Source organism: Pseudomonas sp. WS 5410, assembly GCF_012985645.1.
GTDB lineage: Bacteria > Pseudomonadota > Gammaproteobacteria > Pseudomonadales > Pseudomonadaceae > Aquipseudomonas > Aquipseudomonas shahriarae.
The window spans coordinates 1-22,710 of record NZ_JAAQWS010000037.1; the positions used below are offsets into that span (position 1 = coordinate 1).

Consider the following 22,710-nt stretch of genomic DNA (forward strand, 5'->3'; position numbering starts at 1 on the left):
TTGATTTGGGGGGTAACCCGGCAGGACGCCGGGTTAGCCGCGCTGGGCCATGGATGGCCCATCGCGGCGGCCCCCCAAATCAATGTCGGATGACGGGCACACCGAGCCTAGGCGAGGTGCCGAGTGGTGGGGCAAGAGCCCTTTTGGTTACTTTTGGGGCTCTTTTCCAAAAGTGACCCGCCGTAAGGGCGGAACCCTAAGTGGCCGTAACCGCAGCAACGGATATGTACACATACCCAGAAGAAGATACCTATGGCCACCGCGAGCAAGCCAGCTCCCACCCTCAGGATCAATGGTTCATATGATGACCACCAGCACTGCCCAGGCTGCGGGCCGGCGCCTGGATTTCGAGGGTCTGCTTGTCACCCTTGGCATCTTCCACCGTCAGGGTCAGCGGCACCTGGTCGCCTTCCTTGATCTGGCCCGTCAGGCCCATCAGCATCACGTGATAACCCTCGGGATCAAGCTTCACCGCCTGGCCGGCCGGCAGTGCCACGGCATCCACCGGGCCCATGCGCATGACGTCGTCTTTCATGCTCATCTCATGAATCTGCACTTCCTTGGCCACCGGCGACTTGACGCTCAGCAGCTTGCTGTCGCTGTCGGCGGTGAGGGTCATGAATGCCCCGCTCGAATGCTGCCCCGGTACGGTGGCGCGAGCCCAGGCATCGCTGACCTGGACCTGGGCGCTGGCGTGGGCGGCGAGGCCCAGCAGGGAAAGGCCGAGGGCGATGCGCTTGAGGGTGTGGACAGCAGTCATTAGCAGACCTCCATGACGGTGAGCAGGTCTTCTGCGCACTCTTTGGCGTTAAGGGATGCCGACAGGCCCAGGCGCAGGTTGCTGCGGGTGTCGAACACAAAACTGGTGGCGGTGTGGGACAGGGTGTAGGTGTCGCCTGCGGGGATCTTTTCATAAAAGATCCCGAACTCCTTGGCGGCCACGGCGATTTCTTCCGGCGTGCCGTAGAGCGCTTCGAAGCTGGGGTCGAAGGCCTTGACGTAGGCGTCGAGCACTTCGGGCGTATCGCGTTCCGGGTCCAGGGTGATAAAGATCACCTGCATGATTTCGCCGTCGCGGCCCATCAGCTTCTTGGCCTGGGCCATGCGCGCCAGGGTGGTGGGGCACACGGCCGGGCACTGGGTGAACCCGAAGAACACCACCGGCATCAAGCCGCGAAACGAAGTCAGGGTCACGGTTTCGCCGGCGGTATTCTTGAGCTTGAACGTGCGGCCCATGATCTTGTTGCTCAGATCCTTGCCGTACTTGAAATTCAGCTTGGGGCCGGTGTCACAGCCGCTCAGCAGGCCCAGGCCCAGCAGGCCCATACCGGTGAGGACCTTGCGGCGGGTGAGTAACGTATTCATGAAGTGGGCGTCCCGTGAAGCGCCTGACGGCTGCGCATAACAGGTCAGTCAGGCTTTGAAAAGCGGTGAACAAGCAGGGTGGGTAGTCTACCGGTGTTGATCACGCTTGATAATCTGCGACGTTCTGCCACAGGGGCGGTCGCCACCTTACCAGCCGAGGGGGCGATTGCGTCTGTGGCACACTGTCGCAGACGCCTTGAAACGCCCGGCGTACCAGGCTTTGGGCAAATGTTTCAACGATTATCAGGGCCCTTGACCCGCATCAAGGCAGCGTCCCCTCGGCCTGGGGCACAGTCACGCCATACGGACCGGCCCACTGTGAGGCGCTGATGCTCTATCTCCTGTTTCTGCTGGCCCATCTGTTCGCGGCGCTGATGTTTATCGGCACGGTGTTCTTTGAAGTACTGATCCTCGCCAGCGTGCACAAGCAACTGCCGGCCCGCGTCATGCTGCTGGTGGAGCAGGGCATCGGCAACCGTGCCAGGGCCTTGATGCCGTGGGTGCTGCTAGTGCTGTTCGGCGCGGGCATCGGCATGGTCTGGTTGCGCTATCTGCCGGTGCTGGCGGCGCCATCGAGTTCGGCATTCGGCGCCTTGCTGACCCTCAAGTTGATCCTCGCCGCCAGTGTGCTGATGCATTTTTTGCTGACGGTGTGGCTGATGCGGCGTGGGCGGGTCAGCGCGGCCTATTTGCGCTTCGTTCATCTGAGCCTGTTCTGCCATATGGTCGCCATTGTGTTGTTGGCCAAAAGCATGTTCTACATCACCTGGTAACCCCCCTCGTATTCCCTGGCCTTGATGCATATCAAGGTGCGCTGTCCGGTCGCACCGCACAATGACCCACCGTAGCCAGACCCGGAGGCCGTCATGCTCACTGTCATTCATCCCGCCCGCGAGTGGCGCCTGCGCCGTGACCAAAGCGTGCTGGACCAGGGCCAGGTCGACATCGGCAAATTTCATACGGGGATCGGCTCCCTCGACCTGTTGCGCGCCATGCGCAGCAGTCGCCAACGCCAGCGTCCCCTGGCGCTGAACCTGCAATGGCCGGCGGGCCTGGTGGCCGATGACTACCTGGACGCGCTGGAGCAGGAAATCCACCTGGTCGGTTGCCACGTGGGTGGGCGCCAGCCGGTGGATCAATTCCATCTGGGCGGCGCTACCCCGGCAATGGCCGACCTGCAGCGGTTGATGGCGCACCTGCGCAGTCGCCTGCATTTTCTCGAGCATGACCAGGGTGACTACAGCCTCGACCTCGACCCGCTGCACACCGACTGGGCGACCATGGGCCGCCTGCGTGAACTGGGCTTCAATCACATCAATATCGGCGTGTCGGATGCCAGTAGCGACGTCACACCTTCGGTGGCCGGCTATCAAGACCCGGCGCCCATCCAGTCGCTGATCGACGCGGCGCGCACCCTGGGTTTTAGCTCGGTGAATGTCGACCTCGGGTATGGCCACGCCTGGCAGACCTGCGACAGCTTTGCAGCCAAGCTGGCCAGCCTGATCGCCCTCGAGCCGGACCGCCTGCAAGTGTTCGACTATGCCCAGGCCCCCCGGCGCTACCAGCAGCAACGGGCGCGGGCGCTGTCGTCGAATGCCGACAAGTGCGCGATGCGCGCGATCGCCTTCCAGCACCTGGAAGCTGCCGGTTATCACTACATTGGCCTGGGCCAGTTCGTACGCCCTGACGATGACCTGGCGCTGGCCCAGGAACACGGACGCCTGAGCCGCAATTGCCAGGGCTTTACTCGTCACGGTTACTGCGACCATATCGGCTTTGGCCTGGGCGCCATCAGCCAGCTCGACAACCTGTATGCGCAAAACACCGACGACCTGGCGCGCTATCGTCAGCAGTTGGACAGCGACCTGTTGCCCACCGCCCGCGGCTGGCGCTGCGAGGCGGGCGATCAGATCCGTCAGCATGTCATGGAGCGCCTGGCCTGTGACCTGGAGTTGGATATCCAGGCGCTGGAGCGCCGTTATGGTGTGATTTTTTCTCGCTATTTTTCGGCGATCTGGCCGCTGCTGGAGCACCTGCACCAGGACGGCCTGATCGACTTGTCCGAGCGCTTCCTCTGTGTGCTGCCTGCGGGCCGGCAGCGGGTCGAAGCCCTCTGCGCGCTGTTTGACCGGGCAGGCAGCGCGGTTCCCCCTTGCTCCAACGATGAGACCATCGACCATGAAAGCGTTTGAGTTCAACCGGGCCCTGGTGCAGAAATACGACCGCCCGGGGCCGCGCTACACCTCGTACCCGACGGCGCCGCAGTTTCATTCGGCGTTTGCCCTGGATGACTACCGGCAGGCAGTAGCGGCCAGCAACCAGGGGGCGGCCCCCAAGGCGTTGTCGGTATACATCCATATACCGTTCTGCCAGAGCCTTTGTTACTACTGCGGTTGCCACAAGATCATCACGCGCAAGCCCCATCGCGCCGTGGAGTACCTGAGCTACCTCAAGCGCGAAATCCAGATGCAGGCCGCGCTGTTCGACCGCACGCGGCCCCTGACCCAGTTGCATCTGGGGGGCGGTACGCCGACCTATCTGGACGATGCGCAACTGGCCGAGTTGATGGCAAGCCTGGCGCAGGGCTTCAGCCTGGATACCAGCGACAACCATGAGTTTTCCATTGAGGTCGACCCGCGCACCATCAGCGTGGAACGCATCCATAACCTGCGCGGGCTGGGCTTCAATCGCCTGAGTTTTGGTGTGCAGGACTTTGATGCCGATGTGCAGGCGGCGGTCAATCGCGTGCAGAGCGAAGAGCAGATTGTGCAGTTGGTCGCGGCCGCCCGGCAGGCACGCTTCAAGTCCATCAGCGTGGACCTGATCTACGGCCTGCCATTGCAGACCGTGGCCAGTTTCGACGTGACCCTGGGCAAGCTGATTGCCCTGCGCCCGGACCGTGTGGCGGCCTACAGCTACGCGCATTTGCCCACGCAAATCCGCGCCCAGCGCATGATCCGCCCCGAAGACATGCCACCGCCGGAGCGCAAGCTGGAGCTGCTGGAGTTGACCATTCGCCGGCTGACCGAAGCGGGTTATGTGTACATCGGCATGGACCACTTTGCCTTGCCCGACGATGAACTGGCCCTGGCCCGGGCCAATGGCACCTTGCAGCGCAATTTCCAGGGCTACTCGACCCATGCCGATTGCGACCTGATCGGGCTGGGCGTGTCGGCCATCGGCAAGGTGGGCGACAGCTACAGCCAGAGCGTCAAGGAGTTGTCCCAGTACTACGCGCGGATCGACGCCGGGTTGTTGCCGGTGCAGCGCGGCTACCGCCTGAACGCCGATGACGTGTTGCGCCGGGACGTGATCAACGGCCTGATGTGCCATGGGCGCATTGACTTTGCCGGGGTCGAGGCGGGGCATGCGATCCGCTTTACCGAATACTTTGCCCAGGCGTTGTCACAGTTGGATGAGCAAGTGGCGGATGGTTTGCTGCATGTCGAGGACGATGGGGTGCAGTTGCTGCCCCAGGGGCAACTGATGGTGCGCAGCGTGGCGATGGCGTTTGATGCGTACCTGGGTGGGCAGCAGAAGGGGCAGTTTTCCCGCACGGTCTGACCACCGAATCCACCCTTGTGGCGAGGGGACAAGCCCCCTCGCCACAGCCCCCCTCACCACGGCTCAGGTATAGGCGCCTGCCGCGCCGTTGGTGCGCTCAATCTCTTCCACCAGCTTATCAATCCCCTCCAAGCGTGCCCGGTTGTCGTGATCCCACGGATGAAACCCCGGCTTGAAATAATGCAGCCACGGCCGCGCCATGCGCGGGAACACGCCCTTGGGCCCGTAGAGAAACTTCAGCATCCGCCAGAAACCCTTCAGATGCCCGCCCGCGCGGCGGTCGGCGATCAGCAGGCGCAGGTGGAAATCAAACACCACCAGCCAGAAAAACACCGTGGTGAACAGCATGGTCCCGGTGCGCAGTAGATAGCGCTTGGGCCCTGGTTTGATCACGCTGTTCCACACATCAAAGGCCACGGCCTTGTGCTCGGTTTCTTCGAGGGCGTGCCAGTACCACATCTGTTGGTAGCCTTTGAGCGAATCACCAAAACGCGTGGGGTCGCTGAGCAGGATTTCCGCGAGCATCGCCGTGTAGTGTTCCAGGGCGATGGTCACCGCCAGGTTGAAGGACGGCGGCAAGTGCTTCTTTTGCAGGTCGAGCATAAATTTCAAGCGGCGGTCCAGCAGGTGGGCCGGCAGACCGGCGGCTTGCAGCAGCTCGTTGTAGGCCACGTGCTCGCGGCTGTGCATGGCCTCCTGGCCGATAAAACCCTGGATCTCCTTTTTCAACGCCGGGTCGTCGATGCGCTGGCGATAGTGGCGCACGCTGTCCATGAAGAACAATTCGCCCTGGGGAAACAGCAACGACAGGGCATTGAAAAAGTGCGTGATGAACGGGCCTTGCTCGTGCCAGTCCTTGATGCGTTCGGCAGGCAGGGTAAAACGCAGGTCGCGGCGAATGGGCAGCATTATGGCGACTCCTGTTCAGAGAGGGGGGAGGGTGGCAGGGCCTTGCGCTGTTTCGGTGCCATGCGCCGGCTGGCGAACACCACCAGCCCTTGATAGGCCGCCGGCAGCCAGCGCGCGAGCAGGTCCAGGGCGTAGGCGTCGCGGCCGATCAGCACGCGGCGCTTGTTCTTGCGCACGCCCTGCAGGATGACCTTGGCGGCCTGGTCGGCGTCGGTGATAAACAGTTTTTCGAAGTCGGCGCGGGCCTGTTGTTCGCTGTGGATCAGGAACCCGGTCATGTTCGCGTCGATCCGGCTGCTGCGGCAGATGTCGGTGCGGATCCCACCGGGATGCACGCAGGTGGCCGAGACGCCGCTGCGTTGCAAATCCAGTTCCTGGCGTAGGGACTCGGTAAAGCCGCGCACCGCGAACTTGGTGGCGTTGTAGCCGCTCATGCCGGGCTGGGCGAACAGCCCGAACACGCTGGAGGTGTTGACCACATGCCCCTCGCCGCTGGCCTTGAGGTAGGGCAGAAAGGCCTTGGTGCCGTACACCACGCCCCAGAAATTAATGCCGACGATCCACTCCAGGTCGGCGTAGTCCACACCTTCCACGGTGCTCGACAGGGCCACCCCGGCATTGTTGAAAATCAAATTCACCTGGCCGTGTTCTGCCGCGCAACTGGCGGCCCAATCCTCCATGGCCTGGCGGTCGGCAACATCCACCTCCCTTGACGTCACGCGGATCGGCGCCAGGCTGCTGCGCTGGATCAGCTCCACGGTTTGTTGCAGGCCGGTCTGGTTCTTGTCCGCCAGGGCCAAGTGACAACCCTCGCGCGCCAGGGCCAGGGCCAAGGCGCGGCCCATGCCGGACGCGGCACCGGTGATGGCCGCCACGCGGCCATTGAATGACTTCATGACAGGCTTCCTTCTGCGGTGGCATGGGGTGGCGCGACGGGTCGCGGTGTGGCGCCGGTCAATAGTGGCGTGACCTGATAATCGCGCAGGGCGAACTGGCGGGTGACCTGTTTGAAGCGCCAGGTCGAGCCGGGCCACAACGTCGTATTTTTGCCGGTGCGCGGGTCGAGGTACCAACTGCGGCAGCCGCCGGTGTTCCAGATAGTGCGCTGGAGTTTTGCCTGGATTTGCTGGTTGTAGGCGCTTTCCACGGCTGGCTTGACCTCGACCGTGGCGATTTGCTGGCGGCGCATCTGTTGCAGGGCATCGAGGATGTAGGTGACCTGTGCCTCGATCATCAGAATCATCGAGTTGTGGCCCAGCCCGGTGTTGGGCCCGACGATCAGGAACAGGTTCGGATAGCCCGGCACGGTGGTGCCCTTGTACGCATGGGCGCCATCGCGCCAGGCCTCCATCAGGTCAATGCCGCCGCGCCCGATGATGCAGTCGCGGGGCAGGGGATCGGTAGCCTGGAACCCGGTGCCGAAGATCAGGCAGTCCGCCGGGTGCTTGATGCCATCGGCGGTGACGACCCCGTCGGCCTCGATTCGCAGTACAGCGTCGGTGACCACTGCGACATTGCTGCGTGACAGCGCTGGGTAGTAGTCGTTGGAGATCAGTACGCGCTTGCAGCCGATGGTGTAGTCCGGCCGCAGGACTTTGCGCAGGGAAGGGCGCGCCACTTGTTTGTGCAGATGGCGCACGGCGATTTTCTGCACCACTTTCATCAGGCGCGGGTGCAGCGCAAAGCCCACCACCCGACCTTCCAGGGCCCAGTAGAAAGCCCCGCGCACCAGGCGCTGGGTGAATGGCAGATGCTTGAACACCCAGCGCTCAAAACCTGAAATGGGGCGGTCCGGCTTGGGCATGATCCACGGCGGGGTGCGCTGGAACAGGTCCAGGTGCGCCACTTGGGGGGCGATACGCGGCACGAACTGGATCGCACTGGCGCCGGTGCCAATCACCGCCACACGCTTGCCCTTGAGTGAATAGTCGTGGTCCCAGTGCTGGGAGTGAAAGCGCTTGCCCTTGAAACTGTCCAACCCCGGAATATCCGGCAGTGCCGGGCGGGACAGTCCCCCCATCCCCGACACCAGTACCCGTGCACTGACGCGGCGGCCATTGCTGAACTGCAATTGCCAGCGTTGCAGTTGCTCGTCGAACACCGCCTGTTGCAGGCCCATGCCAAAACGCAGGTACGGCGCCAACTCAAAGCGCTGTGCGCAATGTTCCAGGTAGGCACGGATTTCCGCCTGGGGGGCGAACTGGCGGGTCCAGTCGGGGTTGGGCGCAAAGGAAAACGAATAGACGTGGGATTGCACATCACAGGCGCAGCCCGGGTAGTGGTTGTCGCGCCAGGTGCCGCCCAGGGAGTCGGCCTGTTCGGCAATAAAGAAGTCGTCGAGCCCGGCTTGCTTGAGTTTGATCGCCATGCACAGGCCGGCGAAGCCTGAGCCAATGATCGCGATATCGACGCAATCTGCCGGGCCGCTTGGCTGGGTAGAGGCATTCATAGGGTGTCCCTCGTGGGCTGTGGGCGCCTTACGGGTGTTGACATCGGATGTGCTCCTTTTTTGTTTTGGCTTTTAGATAGAACACCATTGCAAAGAAAAATTGTATTTATTATTTTAAAAAAGATTTTAAATAATCTACCTGAAAATGTCGTCTACGCTAGACCCTTGTCCTTTATGTGCGATTTGTCCGACGGACGAACGCTTGACGCACGCAGTTGAAGTCCAGGGTGTGGACGATGGCTGAGGTCTTGACCAATACCGGTCGGATCGCCAGCAGCAGGGAAGCAGAGGACCGAGCTATGGCTGTCGAATGGGTTGTCGCTGCGGGTGTGTTTATGGCTGCCAGTGCGGCGTTATGGGGCTTGAGTGCCTGGATGACGCGCCGTATCGAAGCGGCTGTTCCAAGTAACGGGCGCTTTCTGGAAGTGGATGGCGAGCGCTTTCATTATGTAGACGAGGGCAAGGGCCCGCCGCTGGTGATGATCCACGGCCTGATGGGCAGCAGTCGTAACCTGACCTATGCCTTGGCCGCACAACTGCGCGAGCACTTTCGGGTGATCACCCTGGACCGACCCGGCTCAGGCTATTCCACCCGCCGCAAAGGCACCGGTGCCGACCTGCCAAGCCAGGCCCGGCAAGTGGCGACCTTTATCCAGACCCTGGACCTGGGCCAGCCCCTGGTGCTGGGGCATTCCCTGGGCGGGGCGATCTCCCTGGCCCTGGCCCTGGACCATCCCCATGCGGTGTCCGGGTTGGTGCTGGTGGCACCCCTGACCCATCCCCAGCGCATGCTTCCGCTGGTGTTTCTGTCGTTGGCGGTGCGCCCTGCCTGGCTGCGGCGCTGGGTGTCGCGCACGCTGACGGTGCCCATCGGCATGCTCAGCAGTGGTGCGGTGGTCAAGGGCGTGTTCGCTCCCGACCCGGCGCCGGCCGACTTCGCCACCCGTGGCGGCGGCCTGCTGGGCATGCGCCCCGATAACTTCTATGCCGCTTCCACCGAAATCAATCTGGTCAATGATTACCTGCCCGAGATGGTCAAGCGCTACCCGCAACTGCGCCTGCCCATCGGCCTGATCTATGGCTCGCGGGACAAGGTGCTGGACTTCCGCAAGCACGGCCAGGCCCTGGCAGACAAGGTGCCAGGGCTGAAGCTGCAGCTGGTCGAAGGCCGTGGCCATATGCTGCCAATCACCGCCACCGAGCGCGTGGCGGCACTCGTCGAGCAGGTGGCCAAGCGCAGCAAGCCGGTGGCAAGCGCCACGGTGTTGCACCCGCCGTTTGCGCTGGCGAGTAAATAATCGTGAACCCCACGGCGTGGTCGAAAGTCGCTGACGCTTGCCCTAGACACCTGACCGAGCGGATGAAAAAGAGACTGGCCGGTCACGTAAAAAAGGCCCCGAAAAAGTAGTTGACGACCTATCGATTCCGCGCTATTTATTTAAAAAAATATTTCAATATTTATTTTGAAATGATTTTTGAAATGCCTAAGAGCGAATAAAATAATGAAAAAAACGCCTTTTATCGCATGGTTTGTTTCAAGTGGCCTTCAGTGCCGCCTGAACCGCTTTTCTGCCTCTTTTGCTTCGCTCTCACTCTCTGCCGCGCAGTGCGCCCGGAGGTTGCCATGAATCAGACCCTGGCCGCCCCCCACGTCTGGACCGACGGCAAGCGCCACCTGTGGTGGCTCGGCATCATGCCTCTGGCGACCCCGCTGCTGTCCGGCGCCCTGGCCATCACTACCGGCGTACAACAACTGTGGTGGGTCGGTGTACTGGTGATTTTCGGCTTGATCCCGCTGATTGACGGCCTGCTCGGCGAAGATGTCAGCAACCCGCCGGAATCCGCTGTCAGCGGCCTTGAATCGCAGAAGTACTACCGCTGGATCGTCTACACCGGGGTGTTGTTCGTTATTTCCTCGGTGGTGATCACCGGTTGGCTGGCCGTCAGCGGCATCGACTGGATGATCAGCGGCGGGCTGCTGCAACTCACCGCCTCCCTCGATCCTTCGAGCTGGATGGCGCAAACCGCCAGCTTCCTGACGGCCCGGGTGCAGTTGCACGGTGAGGTCAGTGGGTTTACCTATCTGGGCATGGCCATGTCCACCGGCGCTGCCACCGGTATCGCGATCAACACCGCCCATGAACTGGGGCACAAGCCGCGCCTGCTGGAGATTGTGCTGGCGAAGATCACCCTGGCGCCGACCTTCTACGGGCACTTCTACACCGAACACAACCGTGGCCATCACGTACGCGTTGCCACCCCGGAAGATCCGGCCAGCTCGCGACTGGGGGAGAGCTTCTGGGCCTTCCTGCCGCGCTCGGTGTGGTTCAGTGCGCGCTCGGCCTGGAACCTGGAGCGCGAACGCTTGCGCAAGCTCGGCCTGCCGGCGTGGCACTGGAAGAACGGCGTACTCAGCGCCTGGATGTACAGCGTGGTGTTGTGGGGCGCGATGATCGCCTGGCTGGGCATGGCGGTGATTCCCTTCCTGTTGATCCAGGGCATCTACGGCTTCTCGTTGCTGGAAGTGGTGAACTATGTCGAGCACTACGGGCTTAAACGCCAGAAGTTGCCTAACGGCCGTTATGAACGGTGTTCGCCGCGCCACTCGTGGAACAGTAACCGTATTGTCACCAATATCTTTCTGTTCCAGTTGCAGCGCCACTCTGATCATCACGCCAACCCGACTCGCAGTTATCAGTCGTTGCGCCACTTTGATGAATCGCCGCAACTGCCGTATGGCTACGCCAGCATGATTGTCTGGGCCTATATCCCTTACTTATGGCGCCGGCGTATGGATCACCGGGTACTACGGCATTATTCGGGGGATGTCACCCTGGCCAATATCCAGCCATCCAAACGCTTGAAGATACTGGAGAAGTACGGCAAGACCAGCACCTTCTAATGTGAATTAACTGTTGTAGGGCGCACTCGGGATCTGTGTATCGCGCAGGTTTTCATCGCCCACGGTTTGCCGGTTTCGAGTGCTGCTTAGTTGCAAGAAAGTTGTTTGACCCTAACAAAAATAAAATCAAGGGAAGGACGTACACCATGCAAACACCTGCCAAGTTCACTGCGCATATCGTGCTCGCTGCACTGGGGCTTATTGCCTATCACCAGGCCCAGGCCGCCCGTATCGAACCCGCCGGCAGCGCCTTCACTGCCCAGGGCCCCATCAGCTTTTCCAAGGGCGCGCTGATTAGCGCCGACTGCACCATCAAGGTGGCCGGCAAGGTCGCGGCCGATGGTTCGCAAGTCAATGTCGACAAGGTCGAGTTCGACGGTGGCCTCAAGTGCAGCCGCGTCGAGGCCATCAACCTGCCGTGGATATTAGTGGCTAGGGATGCCAGGAGCGGCTCCATGTCGAAGATCAGCGTCGATGTGCACGCCTTTGGCCTGGGCGGCAAGTGTGGCCCGTCCACTGCCGAAGGCACCTGGGATAACGCCACCGGCAAGTTGGAAGCGGTCAATGTGCCGATTGGCGAAGACTGCAAGATCAAAACCGTGTCGATCAAGATGCCGCCGACGTTCAAAGTCGTCGAGTAAACCCCCGAATTTGTAGCGGTAAATGAATTGAAATTTGGCTGGAAAGGGAAGTTCTGCTGTTTCTCCGTGACCTCTCGATCATGGCCATTACCCCGGCGAAATGACTCGCCATACATGTGAGGAAAAATAATGAAAAGTTTGAAAACCCTCGTTTGTGTAAGTTCGTTTGCTCTGTGCTTTGGCGCGGCTTCGATGGCCAGTGCGGCGTCTTTTAGTCCAATTGGAGCGACGTTTACTACAGGGGCGACTGGGAGCATTGTTGTTAAATCACCTTCGTCGTTTCAGCAGCCCGTAACATGTAAGGCTGTATTCGAAGGCAAGGTGCGCCCTGATGGTAAGGCAGATATCACCAAAGTAACTATCTCTCCAGGATCAAGCGTGCTGTGCAACCTACCCAATATCACTGGTTTGCCTTGGTTGCTGGAAGCCACCAGCACAAGTGCCGGTAAAGCTTACAACGTTGGTTACACGATCACTTCGTTCCCTCCAACCAACTGCGGCCCTACGGCTATCGATGTAGCGCTGGCCTCAACCCCAGCTCCGTCTCCAAGTATCACTCTTGCTGCGACCAACCAGCCGCTTAGCGGCAGTTGCACGGTGGTGACACTGAACGTAGGCGCTACCGGCGTCACCATTGTTCCTTGATGCCGGGACTTCGGAAATAGGCTTGATCACCCGGTGAAAAACAGGTGCCTCGTCAGAGGCATCTGTTGAGGTAAAGCCGTTCGGTCCAACCGGCTGTGACAAATAAAAACAATAAGGAGTGACGCATGAATAATATGAAGCAGCAGGCCCAGGCGTTGTTAGGCCTGGCATTGTTGGGCGGGCTGATCGCCTCAGCGGGAACCGTTCAGGCGGGTGGTTTCATGACGCCAACCGCAAACACTGCTGGTTGGGGCCGGGCGTTTGGTGGGGGGTCGATGTTCAAGAACGACCCGTCATCGGCGTACAACAACCCTGCTGCCATGGCTTTCATTGACAAGACCATTTCGCAGTTCACCATCAACTACGCAAACATCGACATCAAATACAAAGGGTCGGCGTATGACTACGCTGGCAATCCGACGTCCAACACGGTCTATGATCCCAATACTGGCGAGTTAACATCGACACCTCGCACCGGTAATGGCGGTCAAGGCGGCTTCGAAGCGTGGGTACCCACTGGCTTCATGGTGATCCCGATCAACGATCGTTTTGCCTTTGGTTTGAGCCAAGTGGTGCCGATGGGCGCGCGCACAACCTGGGATGAGGATTGGAAAGGTCGCGACTTCGCGGTGGACACCCGCATCGAAACCGTGGGCCTGACCGGCTCCCTGTCGTTCAAGGTCAATGATGAGTTTTCCATCGGTGGTGGTGCGATTCTCCAGCACACCAAAGGCTTTGTGAGCCAGAACGTCGATCTGTATGCCGCTGCTGCGCAGTCGCCGGACTTCGGGATGATTCCGTTCCCGGCCGGCCAGGGCTTCGCCTTGATGCGGGTCAAAGTCGACAATAACTCCCTGGGTTGGTTTGCGGGGATGACCTGGAAACCCACGGCGCAGGACACCCTGGGCTTGAACTATCACGCCAAGATCAAGAACAAGCTGGAGGGCAAGTACAACATGTACGCCGATCCAGGCTCGGAAGGGCTGATGACCACCCCGGTGGTCGACGGTAAAACCCTGGTCGAGTTGGCTTACCCTGGGCTGAAACTGTATCCGGGCGGTGCCAATGCCTCCACGCAACTGGATATCCCTGCCAACGCGTCCCTGGACTGGGTACACGACTTCTCTGACCGCCTGACCCTGGGCGCCAGTGTGACCTGGACCCAATGGTCCTCCTTCGAGGCGCTGACCTTGAAGTCCAATGGCAGCACCATCGTGTCGATCCCGTACAAGTACAAGAACACCTGGATGTATTCGTTCGGCGGTGACTACAAACTCACGGATGACTTTACCGTGCGTGCCGGTGTGGCCTTCGACCAGACCCCAACCCGCAACTCCACCCGTGACCCGCGTATCCCGGATGGGGATCGCACCTTCGCTTCCCTGGGCTTTGGCTACAACATCCGCGCCATTCCGGGCCTGAGCATCGACGGCGCGTATTCCCGCCAGTTTGTGGAGACCGTCAAGCTCAAGACCAAGAACGTTGACCGTCTTGGCGCAGCGTCGCTGGATGGCAAATCCGAGGCCAAGGGCGAAGTGGTCAGCCTGTCGGCTACCTACGCCTTCTGACCTGGGGTTGTATCTGCGTAGTGCCTGGGTAAACGCGTAGTCAGCGCATCTTTCTACTGCGTTTACCCGGTGCTCCACCTGTGGGGCGCCCACGCGACCCCTGGTGATTTCCTTCTCCCTTTAACACTTCGGCTGACGCGTTCGGCCGAGAATTATTTCGCAAAGACATTAAATAAAAATTTCAAAACAAAATTTGAATTTGGCTTTTCAAGTTTGTAGTGTGGTGATCAGTCGCAGGCCGTACCGACCTGCTGCTGTGCGTGCCGTGCCCTGAATAATAAGTAGAGGTATCTCCATGGTTATCTGGTTATTGGCGGGACTCGCTGTGGCGACTGCCCTGGCGTATCGACAAGCGGCAGCCACCCTGTGGCTGGGTGCTGGCCTGGCCTGGTTGGCGGGCGGCTATCTGTTCAATGTGGTTGCAGGGTTTGGCCTGAGCGTTGCGGCGTTGCTGGTGGTGGTACCGGCGCTGCTGATGAGCATCAAGCCCCTGCGTCGCACGCTGTTGACCAGCAGGGCCCTGGGTCTGTTTCGCACGATCATGCCGGCCATGTCCGACACTGAACGCGCGGCTATCGAGTCCGGCACCGTGTGGTGGGACGCCGAGTTGTTCAGCGGCAAACCCAATTGGCCGCGCCTGCTGCAAGCCGCGCCGGCACGCTTGAGCGCCGAAGAACAGGCCTTTCTCGACAACGAAGTAGAAACCCTCTGCGACATGGCCAACGACTGGGAAACCACCCAGGTCTGGCAGGACCTGTCGCCCGAAGGCTGGCAGTACACCAAGGACGCCGGCTTCCTCGGCATGATCATTCCCAAGCAATATGGCGGCAAAGGCTTCTCCCACTATGCCCATTCGCAAGTGGTGATGAAGCTGTCGACCCGTTGCTCGGCGGCAGCGATTTCGGTGATGGTCCCCAACTCCCTGGGCCCCGCCGAACTGTTGCTGCATTACGGCACCGACGCCCAGCGCAATTACTACCTGCCGCGCCTGGCCCGTGGCGAAGACATCCCGTGCTTTGCCCTGACCAGCCCCTATGCCGGCTCCGACGCCGGGGCGATTCCCGACCTGGGCATCGTCTGCAAGGGCATGCATGAAGGCCAGGAAGTGCTGGGCTTCAGCGTGACCTGGGACAAGCGCTATATCACCCTCGGCCCCATCGCCACGGTGCTCGGCCTGGCCTTTCGCGCCGAAGACCCTGACGGCCTGCTGGGCCAGCCCGGTTCGCTGGGCATCACCTGCGCGTTGATCCCCACTTCCCATCCTGGGGTGAACAGTGGTCGCCGCCATTGGCCCCTCAATGCGGTGTTCCAGAACGGCCCGACCACCGGCAAGGACGTGTTTATCCCCCTGGAGTGGGTGATCGGCGGCCGCGAGCAAGTGGGCAACGGTTGGCGCATGCTGATGGAATGCCTGGCCGCCGGGCGCGCGATTTCCCTGCCGTCGGCTAACGTCGGCCTGGGCAAGGTGGCGGTACGCGGTACCACGGCCTACGCGGCGATGCGCAAGCAGTTCGGCCTGCCGATTGGCAAGTTTGAAGGGGTGCAGGCGCCCCTGGCACGTATGGCCGGGCACCTGTATGCCTGCGATGCGGTACGTAAAGTGTCGGTGGCGTCGTTGGATGCCGGCGAGAAACCCTCGGTTATCTCGGCAATTGCCAAATACCACGTCACCGAGCGTGCGCGGATCATCGTCAACGATGGCATGGACATCGTCGCCGGCAAGGGCATCTGCATGGGGCCCAACAACTTCCTGGCCCGTGCCTATCAACAAAGCCCCATCGCGATCACGGTGGAAGGCGCGAATATCATGACCCGCTGCCTGATCATCTACGGTCAGGGCCTGATCCGTTGCCACCCCTACGTGTTCCGAGAAATGGAAGCGGCGCGCAACACTGATAATCGCCAGGCGTTGCTCGAGTTCGACAGCGCCATGTTCGGTCACCTGAGTTTTGTGCTGGCCAACACCGTACGTGCGGCAGTGCATTCCCTGACAGGCGGACGGCTGATTGGCGTACCGGCCAAGACGGATCCGGCGCTGGCGTCCTACTACCGCCAGGCCAATCGGCTGTCGGTGGTGCTGGCGTTGATTTCCGATATTTCCATGGGCGTGCTGGGCGGCGCGCTCAAGCGCAAGGAAAGCATCACCGGGCGCCTGGGCGATATTCTGTCCCAGCTCTACATCCTGTCCTGCGTGCTCAAACGCTTTGAGGACGATGGCCGGCCCCAGGCCGACCTGCCGTTGGTGCATTGGTCGGCTCAGGATGCCTTGTTGCGGGCCCATGAAGCCCTGGCCGAGGTGCTCGACAATTATCCTTCGACGCCGGCTGCGGCAGTGATGCGTGGCTTGAGCTTCCCGTTCGGCATTCCCCAGCGCAAACCCTCCGACCGCCTGCTGGCCCAGGTGGCCGAGCTGGTGCAGATCCCGGGCGAAAGCCGCGACCGTTTGCTGGCCAATTCCTACATCCCGCGTCCGGAAGTCGACAAGCTAGCCTATGGCGAACTGGCGTTCCGCCTGCTACCCCAGGTGGAGTTGATCGAAGGGCGGCTCAAGGCGGCGGTCAAGCAAGGCACCCTCGGCCCGATGCCGATCAGCAGCACGGCCTTTACCGCCTGGCGCATCAAGGCCCGCGCCCTGGATTTGATCAGCGCCGACGAAGACGCCTTGCTGGCGCGCTATGTGGAATACGCCGATCACGGCATCCAGGTGGACGACTTCCCACAGGACTTCGGGTTGCTGGAGGCCTTGCAAAAGCGCCAGCAAACGTTGGAGCAAGCGGCCAAACCCAGCAGCAGAAAACGTGAAAACGCCCCGGTGAACTAGAAACGAGCGCGCTCAACGGGGGAGCGGGCTTGCCTGTGATAGCGGTGTATCTGCGCCACAGATGCAATCGGATCCACCGCCATCGCAGGCAAGCCAGCTCCCACAAGGGGTTGGATTTGCAGGTCAGGAAAACGGATTGATTTATGAGCGACAGCTACCTTTCTTTTGTTAATTCTGCCTGGGGCCGTCGTCTGGCCCAGGCTATCGGCTTGCCGCAACCCTTGGCCCTGCAACGTCACCGCAGCGGCCAGCAGGGCCTGGCCAACCCGGTGATTATCGCTGGGGCAGGGCGCCTGGCGGACGAAGTGCGGCGCCTCTTCAAGGCCACCGACACTGTGCCGGCCCAGGCCGCCACGCTCAAGGCGCCGTCCACGGTCAAGGTCCAGGGCGCGGTGTTTGATGCCAGCGCCGTGGTCGACCTCAAGCAACTGGACGAACTCTACGAATTTTTCCACGCCAACGCCCGGCGCCTGGGGCCGCACGCGCGGGTGGTGGTGCTGGGCACCGCGCCCGAACACTGCCAGGACTTGCCCCAGGCCATCGCCCAGCGAGCCCTGGAGGGATTGGTGCGATCCTTGGCCAAGGAGCTGCGGCGGGCGATCACCGTGCAGTTGATCTATGTCGCGCCGGGTGCCGAGCAGTCCCTGGACAGCAGCCTGCGCTTCTTCCTGTCGCGGCGTTCGGCCTATGTCTCGGGGCAGGTGGTGCGCCTGGAAAAACCGGTCGATGCCGCCCCCGCCATCAACTGGGACAAACCCTTCAGCGGCCGCCGCGCCCTGGTCACTGGGGCCTCCCGTGGCATCGGCCTGGCCATCGCCCAGGTGCTGGCCCGTGACGGCGCGCACGTGGTGTGCGTGGATGTGCCGCAAGCGCTGCCCTCCCTGGAGCAGGCGGCCAGCAGCGTCGGCGGCCAGGCCTGGGCGCTGGACATCACCGGCGCCGATGCGCAGCAGCAGTTGCAGGCCTATGTGGCCGAGCATGGCGCGTTTGATGTGGTGGTGCACAACGCCGGGATCACCCGCGACAAGACCATCGCCAAGATGACCGAAACCGCCTGGCGCAGTGTGCTGGCAGTCAACCTCGAAGCGCCGTTGCAGTTGAGTGAAGCCTTGTTGCAAGGGCAGGGGCTCAAGGCCGGTGGGCGGATTGTCTGCGTGTCGTCGATCTCCGGGATCGCCGGCAACCTGGGGCAAAGCAATTACGCCACCTCCAAGGCCGGGGTGATTGGCCTGGTGCAGGGCCTGGCGCCAGTGGCGGCGGCGCAGCAGGTCACGGTCAACGGCGTGGCGCCGGGGTTTATCGAGACCCAGATGACCGCGAAAATCCCGCTGATGATTCGCGAAGCGGGGCGGCGCATGAACTCCCTGTCCCAGGGCGGGCAACCCATCGACGTCGCCGAAACCATCGCCTGGCTGGCGCACCCGGCTTCGGGCGGGGTCAACGGCCAGGTGGTGCGCGTGTGCGGCCAAAGCCTGTTGGGAGCCTGAGCATGGACGACGTGACGCAGATTATCGACCCGCCACCGTCGCGCAATCGCCTGCTGCTGGACGGCCTGTTGGCGATGCGCAAACCCAGGCTGGAAGGCGCCCCCACGTTGCCCTGGGAGCGCCTGGTGCGCTCGGCGGTGGAGTTGAGCGCCCATGCTATTGCGGCTTATGGCCGGGCCTGTGGCTTTCGGCGCGAGCAAGGGGTGCCGCTGTCCTACCCCCATGTGCTGGCGTTCCCCTTGCACTTAATGTTGCTGACGCGCCCGAGCTTTCCGTACCCGGCCAGCGGCATGGTGCATCTGGCCAATCGCATTCGCCAACATCGACGCCTGCAGGAAGGTCAGGCCCTGCGCCTGGAAGTGTTTGCCGAGCGCTGGGTGGCCCATGCCAAGGGCCAGGCCTTGAGTATTGCCACCCACGCTTACAGCGCGGGCGAGTTGGTGTGGCAAAGCGAAAGCCTGTACCTGCGTCGCGATGTCGCCAACCCGGTGGGTGAGCCACGGGGCGACAGCCTGGCATTGCCCGAAGAGGGCGTGCGGCGCACTCAGCGTTGGGTGTTGCCAGCGGACCTGGGGCGGCGTTTTGCCAAGGTGTCGGGGGATTTCAACCCGATCCATACCTCGTTGATCGGCGCGCGGCTGTTCGGTTTTCGCCGGGCCATCGCCCATGGCATGTGGACCCTGGGCCGCGCCCTGGCCGCCCAGCAACCCCCAGGCGGGCTGGACGTGGCCGAGGCCCATTGCGATTTCAAGTTGCCGATCTTCCTGCCCGGCCAGGTCGCCCTGTGGAATGCCCCGGCAGACGGCCCGCGCCGTGCATTCGAGGTGCGCAATCCGGCCGGGGATAAACCCCATATGCGTGGCCTGTTTATCTGGACCTCGCGTTTTGATGAGAGTCGTTCATGAGTGACTACAGCTTCAGCCCCGCCCCGACGCGCCGCGTGGCGATTGTCGGCGGCAACCGCATTCCGTTTGCCCGCTCCAACACGGTGTACGCCCACGACAGCAACCAGGATTTGCTGGTGGCCGCGCTGCAAGGCCTGGTGGACCGCTACAACCTCCACGGCCTGCGCCTGGGCGAGTTTGCCGCCGGCGCGGTGATCAAACACTCGCGGGACTTCAACCTGGCCCGTGAGTCGCTGCTGTCCACCACCCTGTCCGCCGAGACCCCGGCCTACGACCTGCAGCAAGCGTGCGGCACCGGCTTGGAGGCGGCGTTGCTGGTGGCCAATAAAATCGCCCTCGGCCAGATTGATGTGGGGGTTGCCGGGGGGGCCGATACCACCTCCGACGCGCCCATCGGCATCAACGAATCCCTGCGCCGCACGCTGCTGGCGGCCAACCGCGCCAAGGGCAGCGGCAACAAGTTGCGCAGCCTGTTGCAGGTGCGCCCCTCGATGTTTTTCAAGCCGCTGCTGCCGCGTAATGGCGAGCCGCGTACCGGCTTGTCCATGGGCGAGCACTGCGAAGAAATGGCCAAGCGCTGGCAGATCAAGCGCCTGGCCCAGGACGAACTGACCCTGACCAGCCACCAGCGCCTCGACGCGGCCTATAAAAACGGCTTCTTCGACGACCTGATCAGCCCCTATCGCGGCCTGTCCCGCGACAACAACCTGCGCGCCGATGCCAGCCTGGAGAAGCTCGCCAGCCTGTCCCCGGCCTACGATCGGCAGAACGGCACCCTCACGGCCGGTAACTCCACGCCGCTGACCGATGGCGCCTCCGTGGTGCTGCTGGCCAGCGAGGAGTGGGCCGCCGCTCGTGGCCTGCCGGTGCTGGCCTACCTGCGTACCGGCGAGACCGCCGCGGTGAACTTCGTCGACGGCAGCGAAGGCTTGCTGATGGCCCCGGCCTACGCCGTGCCCCGCATGCTCGCACGCGAAAACCTGAGTTTTGCCGATTTCGATTTCTTCGAGATCCACGAAGCCTTCGCCGCCCAGGTGCTGTGCACCCTCAAGGCCTGGGAAGATGCCGATTACTGCCGTGAGCGCCTGGGGCTGGAGGCGCCACTGGGGGCCATCGACCGCGCCAGGATGAACGTCAATGGCGGCTCGCTCGGTTGCGGTCATCCCTTTGCCGCCACCGGTGGCCGCCAGTTGGCGGCGCTGGCCAAGGCCATTCACCTGCGCAGTGGCGGGCGCGGTTTGATTTCCATCTGTGCCGCCGGCGGCCTGGGCATTACCGCCATCGTTGAAAAGTAGCCGTACAACAACAATAAGGAGACTGCGATGAACGCTGTAAGCCTGGACCAAACCGAACGTATCTGGCTGAACGCTTATCTGCCTGGGGTGCCCAGCGACATCGACGCCGGCATCGAGGACTACCCGTCGTTGCGCGAGGTGTTTCTCGAACATTTGCACAAATACCGCGACCGCGTGGCCTACGTCAGCATCGGCACCGAAATGACCTACGCCACCTGGCAGGCCCAGGGCATCGCCTTTGCCGCCTGGCTGCAGGCCCAGGGCGTGCGCAAGGGCGATCGCGTGGCGTTGATGATGCCCAACTGCTTGCAGTATCCGATCTGCCTGTTGGGCACCATCCTTGCCGGAGCGGTGGTGGTCAACGTCAACCCGTTGTACACCTCCCACGAACTCAAGCACCTGCTCAAGGACAGCGGCGCCGAGACCGTGGTGATCTTCGAGAACTTCGCGCATACCCTGGAAAAAGTCGTGGCCGGCAGCATGGTCAAGCGCGTGGTCATTGCGGCCATCGGCGACCTGCTCGGCACCTTCAAGGGCGCGGCGATGAACTTCATCCTGCGCCGGGTGCAGAAGCAGGTGCCGGCCTACAACCTGCCGGGTGCGCTGCGTTTCAACCAGACGCTCAAGCAGGGCCGGGGCCTGACCCATACGCCGGTGCCGCTGGCGCGTGAAGAACTGGCGTTCCTGCAATACACCGGCGGCACCACCGGCGATGCCAAGGGCGTGATGCTCAGCCACCGCAACATCATCGCCAACCTGCTGCAGGCCAAGGCGTGGGTGGGTGATCAACTGGACCAGAACCAGCAGGAGACCAACGTCACGCTGCTGCCGCTCTATCACATCTTTTCCCTGACCGTGAATTGCCTGATGTTCATGTGCCTGGGCGGGCGCAATATCCTGATCGCCAACCCACGGGACGTGAAGCGGGTGCAGATGATCCTGCGCAAGGAGCGTTTCAACGGCATTGCCGGGGTCAATACGTTGTTCAACGGCTTGCTGGAGAACGCAGAGTTCCGTGCCCGGGACTTTTCCGACCTGCGCCTGGTCATCGCCGGCGGCATGGCCACGCACACCGCGGTGGCCAAGCGCTGGAAGGAAGTCACCGGGCTGCCGATCATCGAGGGTTACGGCCTGACGGAGTGCTCGCCGGTGGTGAGCATCAGCCCTATCGACATCTCGCGCATGCGCGAGATGGAATTTACCGGCAGCATCGGCGTGCCACTGCCATCGACCTGGGTGCGCTTTATCCGCGAGGACGGTGAACTCGCCGACATCGGTGAACCGGGTGAACTGCAGGTGCGCGGCCCGCAGGTGATGCAGGGCTACTGGCAGCGCCCCAAGGAAACCGCCGAAGTGCTGGATGCCGAGGGCTGGCTGTCCACCGGGGATATCGGGGTGATGAATGAACAGGGTTTCATCCGCCTGGTGGATCGCAAGAAGGACATGATCCTGGTGTCGGGTTTCAACGTGTACCCCAATGAAATCGAAGACGTGGTCGCGTTGCACCCGGGCGTTGCGGAAGTGGCGGCGATTGGCGTGGAGGATGGGGTGACCGGAGAGAAGGTGAAGATTGTCGTGGTGCGTCGCGACCCCAGCCTGACCCAGGAGCAGCTGTTGGCACATTGCCGGGAATACCTGACGGGGTACAAAGTGCCGAAGTTTGTCGAGTTTCGCGTCGAGGAATTGCCCAAGACTACGGTGGGCAAGGTCCTGCGCCGCGCATTGCGCTGACTTGATGCGGTCTAATGGGGGAGCGGGCTTGCCCGCGATGACGGAGTGCTAGTCAGTACAATTGCTGACTGACAGTCTGCCATTGCGGCATGATTAGCTACACAACTCTCTTTTCGGTATGTGTACATATCCGTTGCTGCGGTAACGGCCACTTAGGGTTCCGCCCTTACGGCGGCTCACTTTGGAAGAGCGCCAAAGTAAGCAAAGCGCTCTTGCCCCACCACTCGGTGCCTCGCCTAGGCTCGGCATGCCCGCAGTCAGGCATTGCTCCGTGGGCCCGCCGCGATCGGCCATCCATGGCCGTGTCGCGGCTACCCCGGCATCCATGCCGGGGTGCCCACTGCGCAATACCTGCCTGCGGCCATCGTGGTTTAACGGGGCGCCTGAGATCAAGATCAAAAGCCAGATCAAAAGCAGAGCAACAGCAA

Annotated in this window: 18 protein-coding genes; 13 read left to right on the top strand and 5 right to left on the bottom strand. The window is 62.0% G+C overall.

Going from position 1 to position 22,710, the window contains the following annotated elements:
* Positions 1–289 precede the first annotated feature (289 nt).
* Positions 290–760 carry a copper chaperone PCu(A)C gene (locus HBO24_RS28875; RefSeq protein WP_057438666.1) on the bottom strand — a complete coding sequence of 157 codons (471 nt, stop codon included), beginning with the start codon at positions 758–760 and terminating at the stop codon, positions 290–292.
* The gene (locus HBO24_RS28880) at positions 760–1,365 is read right to left on the bottom strand and encodes an SCO family protein (RefSeq protein WP_057959858.1); all 606 of its coding nucleotides are present in this window, start codon (positions 1,363–1,365) and stop codon (positions 760–762) included. The genes HBO24_RS28875 and HBO24_RS28880 overlap by 1 nt, the downstream gene beginning before the upstream one ends.
* 329 nt (positions 1,366–1,694) lie before the next feature.
* Between HBO24_RS28880 and HBO24_RS28885 the strand changes: the two genes are divergently transcribed.
* The 3 genes from HBO24_RS28885 to hemN all read left to right on the top strand — a co-directional run bounded on the left by HBO24_RS28885 (position 1,695) and on the right by hemN (position 4,929).
* Entirely contained in the window at positions 1,695–2,138 is a 444-nt protein-coding gene (locus HBO24_RS28885; RefSeq protein ID WP_057959857.1) for a hypothetical protein, read from the top strand.
* Positions 2,139–2,231: 93 nt separating this feature from the next.
* Positions 2,232–3,557, top strand: coding sequence for a coproporphyrinogen III oxidase (locus tag HBO24_RS28890; protein WP_170045859.1), 1,326 nt, complete (start codon positions 2,232–2,234; stop codon positions 3,555–3,557).
* Complete coding sequence (gene hemN / locus HBO24_RS28895) at positions 3,544–4,929, top strand: oxygen-independent coproporphyrinogen III oxidase (protein WP_233092089.1); 1,386 nt, start codon at positions 3,544–3,546, stop codon at positions 4,927–4,929. Before HBO24_RS28890 ends, hemN begins: the two co-directional genes overlap by 14 nt.
* A gap of 63 nt (positions 4,930–4,992) precedes the next feature.
* Here hemN and HBO24_RS28900 read toward each other — a convergent pair whose 3' ends face one another.
* The 3 genes from HBO24_RS28900 to HBO24_RS28910 are packed head-to-tail and all read right to left on the bottom strand — an operon-like array spanning position 4,993 to position 8,287.
* A complete protein-coding gene (locus tag HBO24_RS28900) occupies positions 4,993–5,838 on the bottom strand; it encodes a metal-dependent hydrolase (RefSeq protein ID WP_057959854.1) in 846 nt (281 codons plus the stop codon).
* Positions 5,838–6,734, bottom strand: a complete 897-nt coding sequence (locus tag HBO24_RS28905; RefSeq protein WP_120732595.1) for an SDR family NAD(P)-dependent oxidoreductase — start codon at positions 6,732–6,734, stop codon at positions 5,838–5,840. Before HBO24_RS28905 ends, HBO24_RS28900 begins: the two co-directional genes overlap by 1 nt.
* Positions 6,731–8,287, bottom strand: coding sequence for an NAD(P)/FAD-dependent oxidoreductase (locus HBO24_RS28910; protein WP_169961420.1), 1,557 nt, complete (start codon positions 8,285–8,287; stop codon positions 6,731–6,733). The genes HBO24_RS28905 and HBO24_RS28910 overlap by 4 nt, the downstream gene beginning before the upstream one ends.
* A gap of 299 nt (positions 8,288–8,586) precedes the next feature.
* Here HBO24_RS28910 and HBO24_RS28915 point away from each other — a divergent pair, with 299 nt between their 5' ends.
* From HBO24_RS28915 to HBO24_RS28960, 10 genes are all read left to right on the top strand, one after another.
* Positions 8,587–9,585: an alpha/beta hydrolase gene (locus tag HBO24_RS28915; RefSeq protein ID WP_233092088.1), complete on the top strand. Its 999-nt coding sequence runs from the start codon at positions 8,587–8,589 to the stop codon at positions 9,583–9,585.
* A 326-nt stretch (positions 9,586–9,911) separates the two neighbouring features.
* Entirely contained in the window at positions 9,912–11,189 is a 1,278-nt protein-coding gene (locus HBO24_RS28920) for an alkane 1-monooxygenase (RefSeq protein WP_057959850.1), read from the top strand.
* A 146-nt stretch (positions 11,190–11,335) separates the two neighbouring features.
* On the top strand, positions 11,336–11,830 hold the full coding sequence (praA, locus tag HBO24_RS28925) for an alkane oxidation protein activator PraA (RefSeq protein WP_057438657.1): 495 nt from the start codon (positions 11,336–11,338) through the stop codon (positions 11,828–11,830).
* Positions 11,831–11,959: 129 nt separating this feature from the next.
* Complete coding sequence (gene praB, locus HBO24_RS28930; RefSeq protein WP_076964898.1) at positions 11,960–12,475, top strand: alkane oxidation protein activator PraB; 516 nt, start codon at positions 11,960–11,962, stop codon at positions 12,473–12,475.
* 125 nt (positions 12,476–12,600) lie between these two features.
* On the top strand, positions 12,601–14,043 hold the full coding sequence (locus HBO24_RS28935) for an outer membrane protein transport protein (protein ID WP_057959848.1): 1,443 nt from the start codon (positions 12,601–12,603) through the stop codon (positions 14,041–14,043).
* Positions 14,044–14,338: 295 nt separating this feature from the next.
* On the top strand, positions 14,339–16,864 hold the full coding sequence (locus HBO24_RS28940) for an acyl-CoA dehydrogenase (protein ID WP_170060815.1): 2,526 nt from the start codon (positions 14,339–14,341) through the stop codon (positions 16,862–16,864).
* Between the two features lie 143 nt (positions 16,865–17,007).
* Complete coding sequence (locus HBO24_RS28945; protein ID WP_115128017.1) at positions 17,008–18,351, top strand: 3-oxoacyl-ACP reductase; 1,344 nt, start codon at positions 17,008–17,010, stop codon at positions 18,349–18,351.
* A 2-nt stretch (positions 18,352–18,353) separates the two neighbouring features.
* Positions 18,354–19,256, top strand: a complete 903-nt coding sequence (locus HBO24_RS28950; protein ID WP_170060816.1) for a MaoC/PaaZ C-terminal domain-containing protein — start codon at positions 18,354–18,356, stop codon at positions 19,254–19,256.
* Positions 19,253–20,551, top strand: a complete 1,299-nt coding sequence (locus HBO24_RS28955) for an acetyl-CoA C-acetyltransferase (protein WP_170060817.1) — start codon at positions 19,253–19,255, stop codon at positions 20,549–20,551. Before HBO24_RS28950 ends, HBO24_RS28955 begins: the two co-directional genes overlap by 4 nt.
* 27 nt (positions 20,552–20,578) lie before the next feature.
* Complete coding sequence (locus tag HBO24_RS28960; protein ID WP_170060818.1) at positions 20,579–22,282, top strand: AMP-binding protein; 1,704 nt, start codon at positions 20,579–20,581, stop codon at positions 22,280–22,282.
* Positions 22,283–22,710 lie beyond the last annotated feature (428 nt).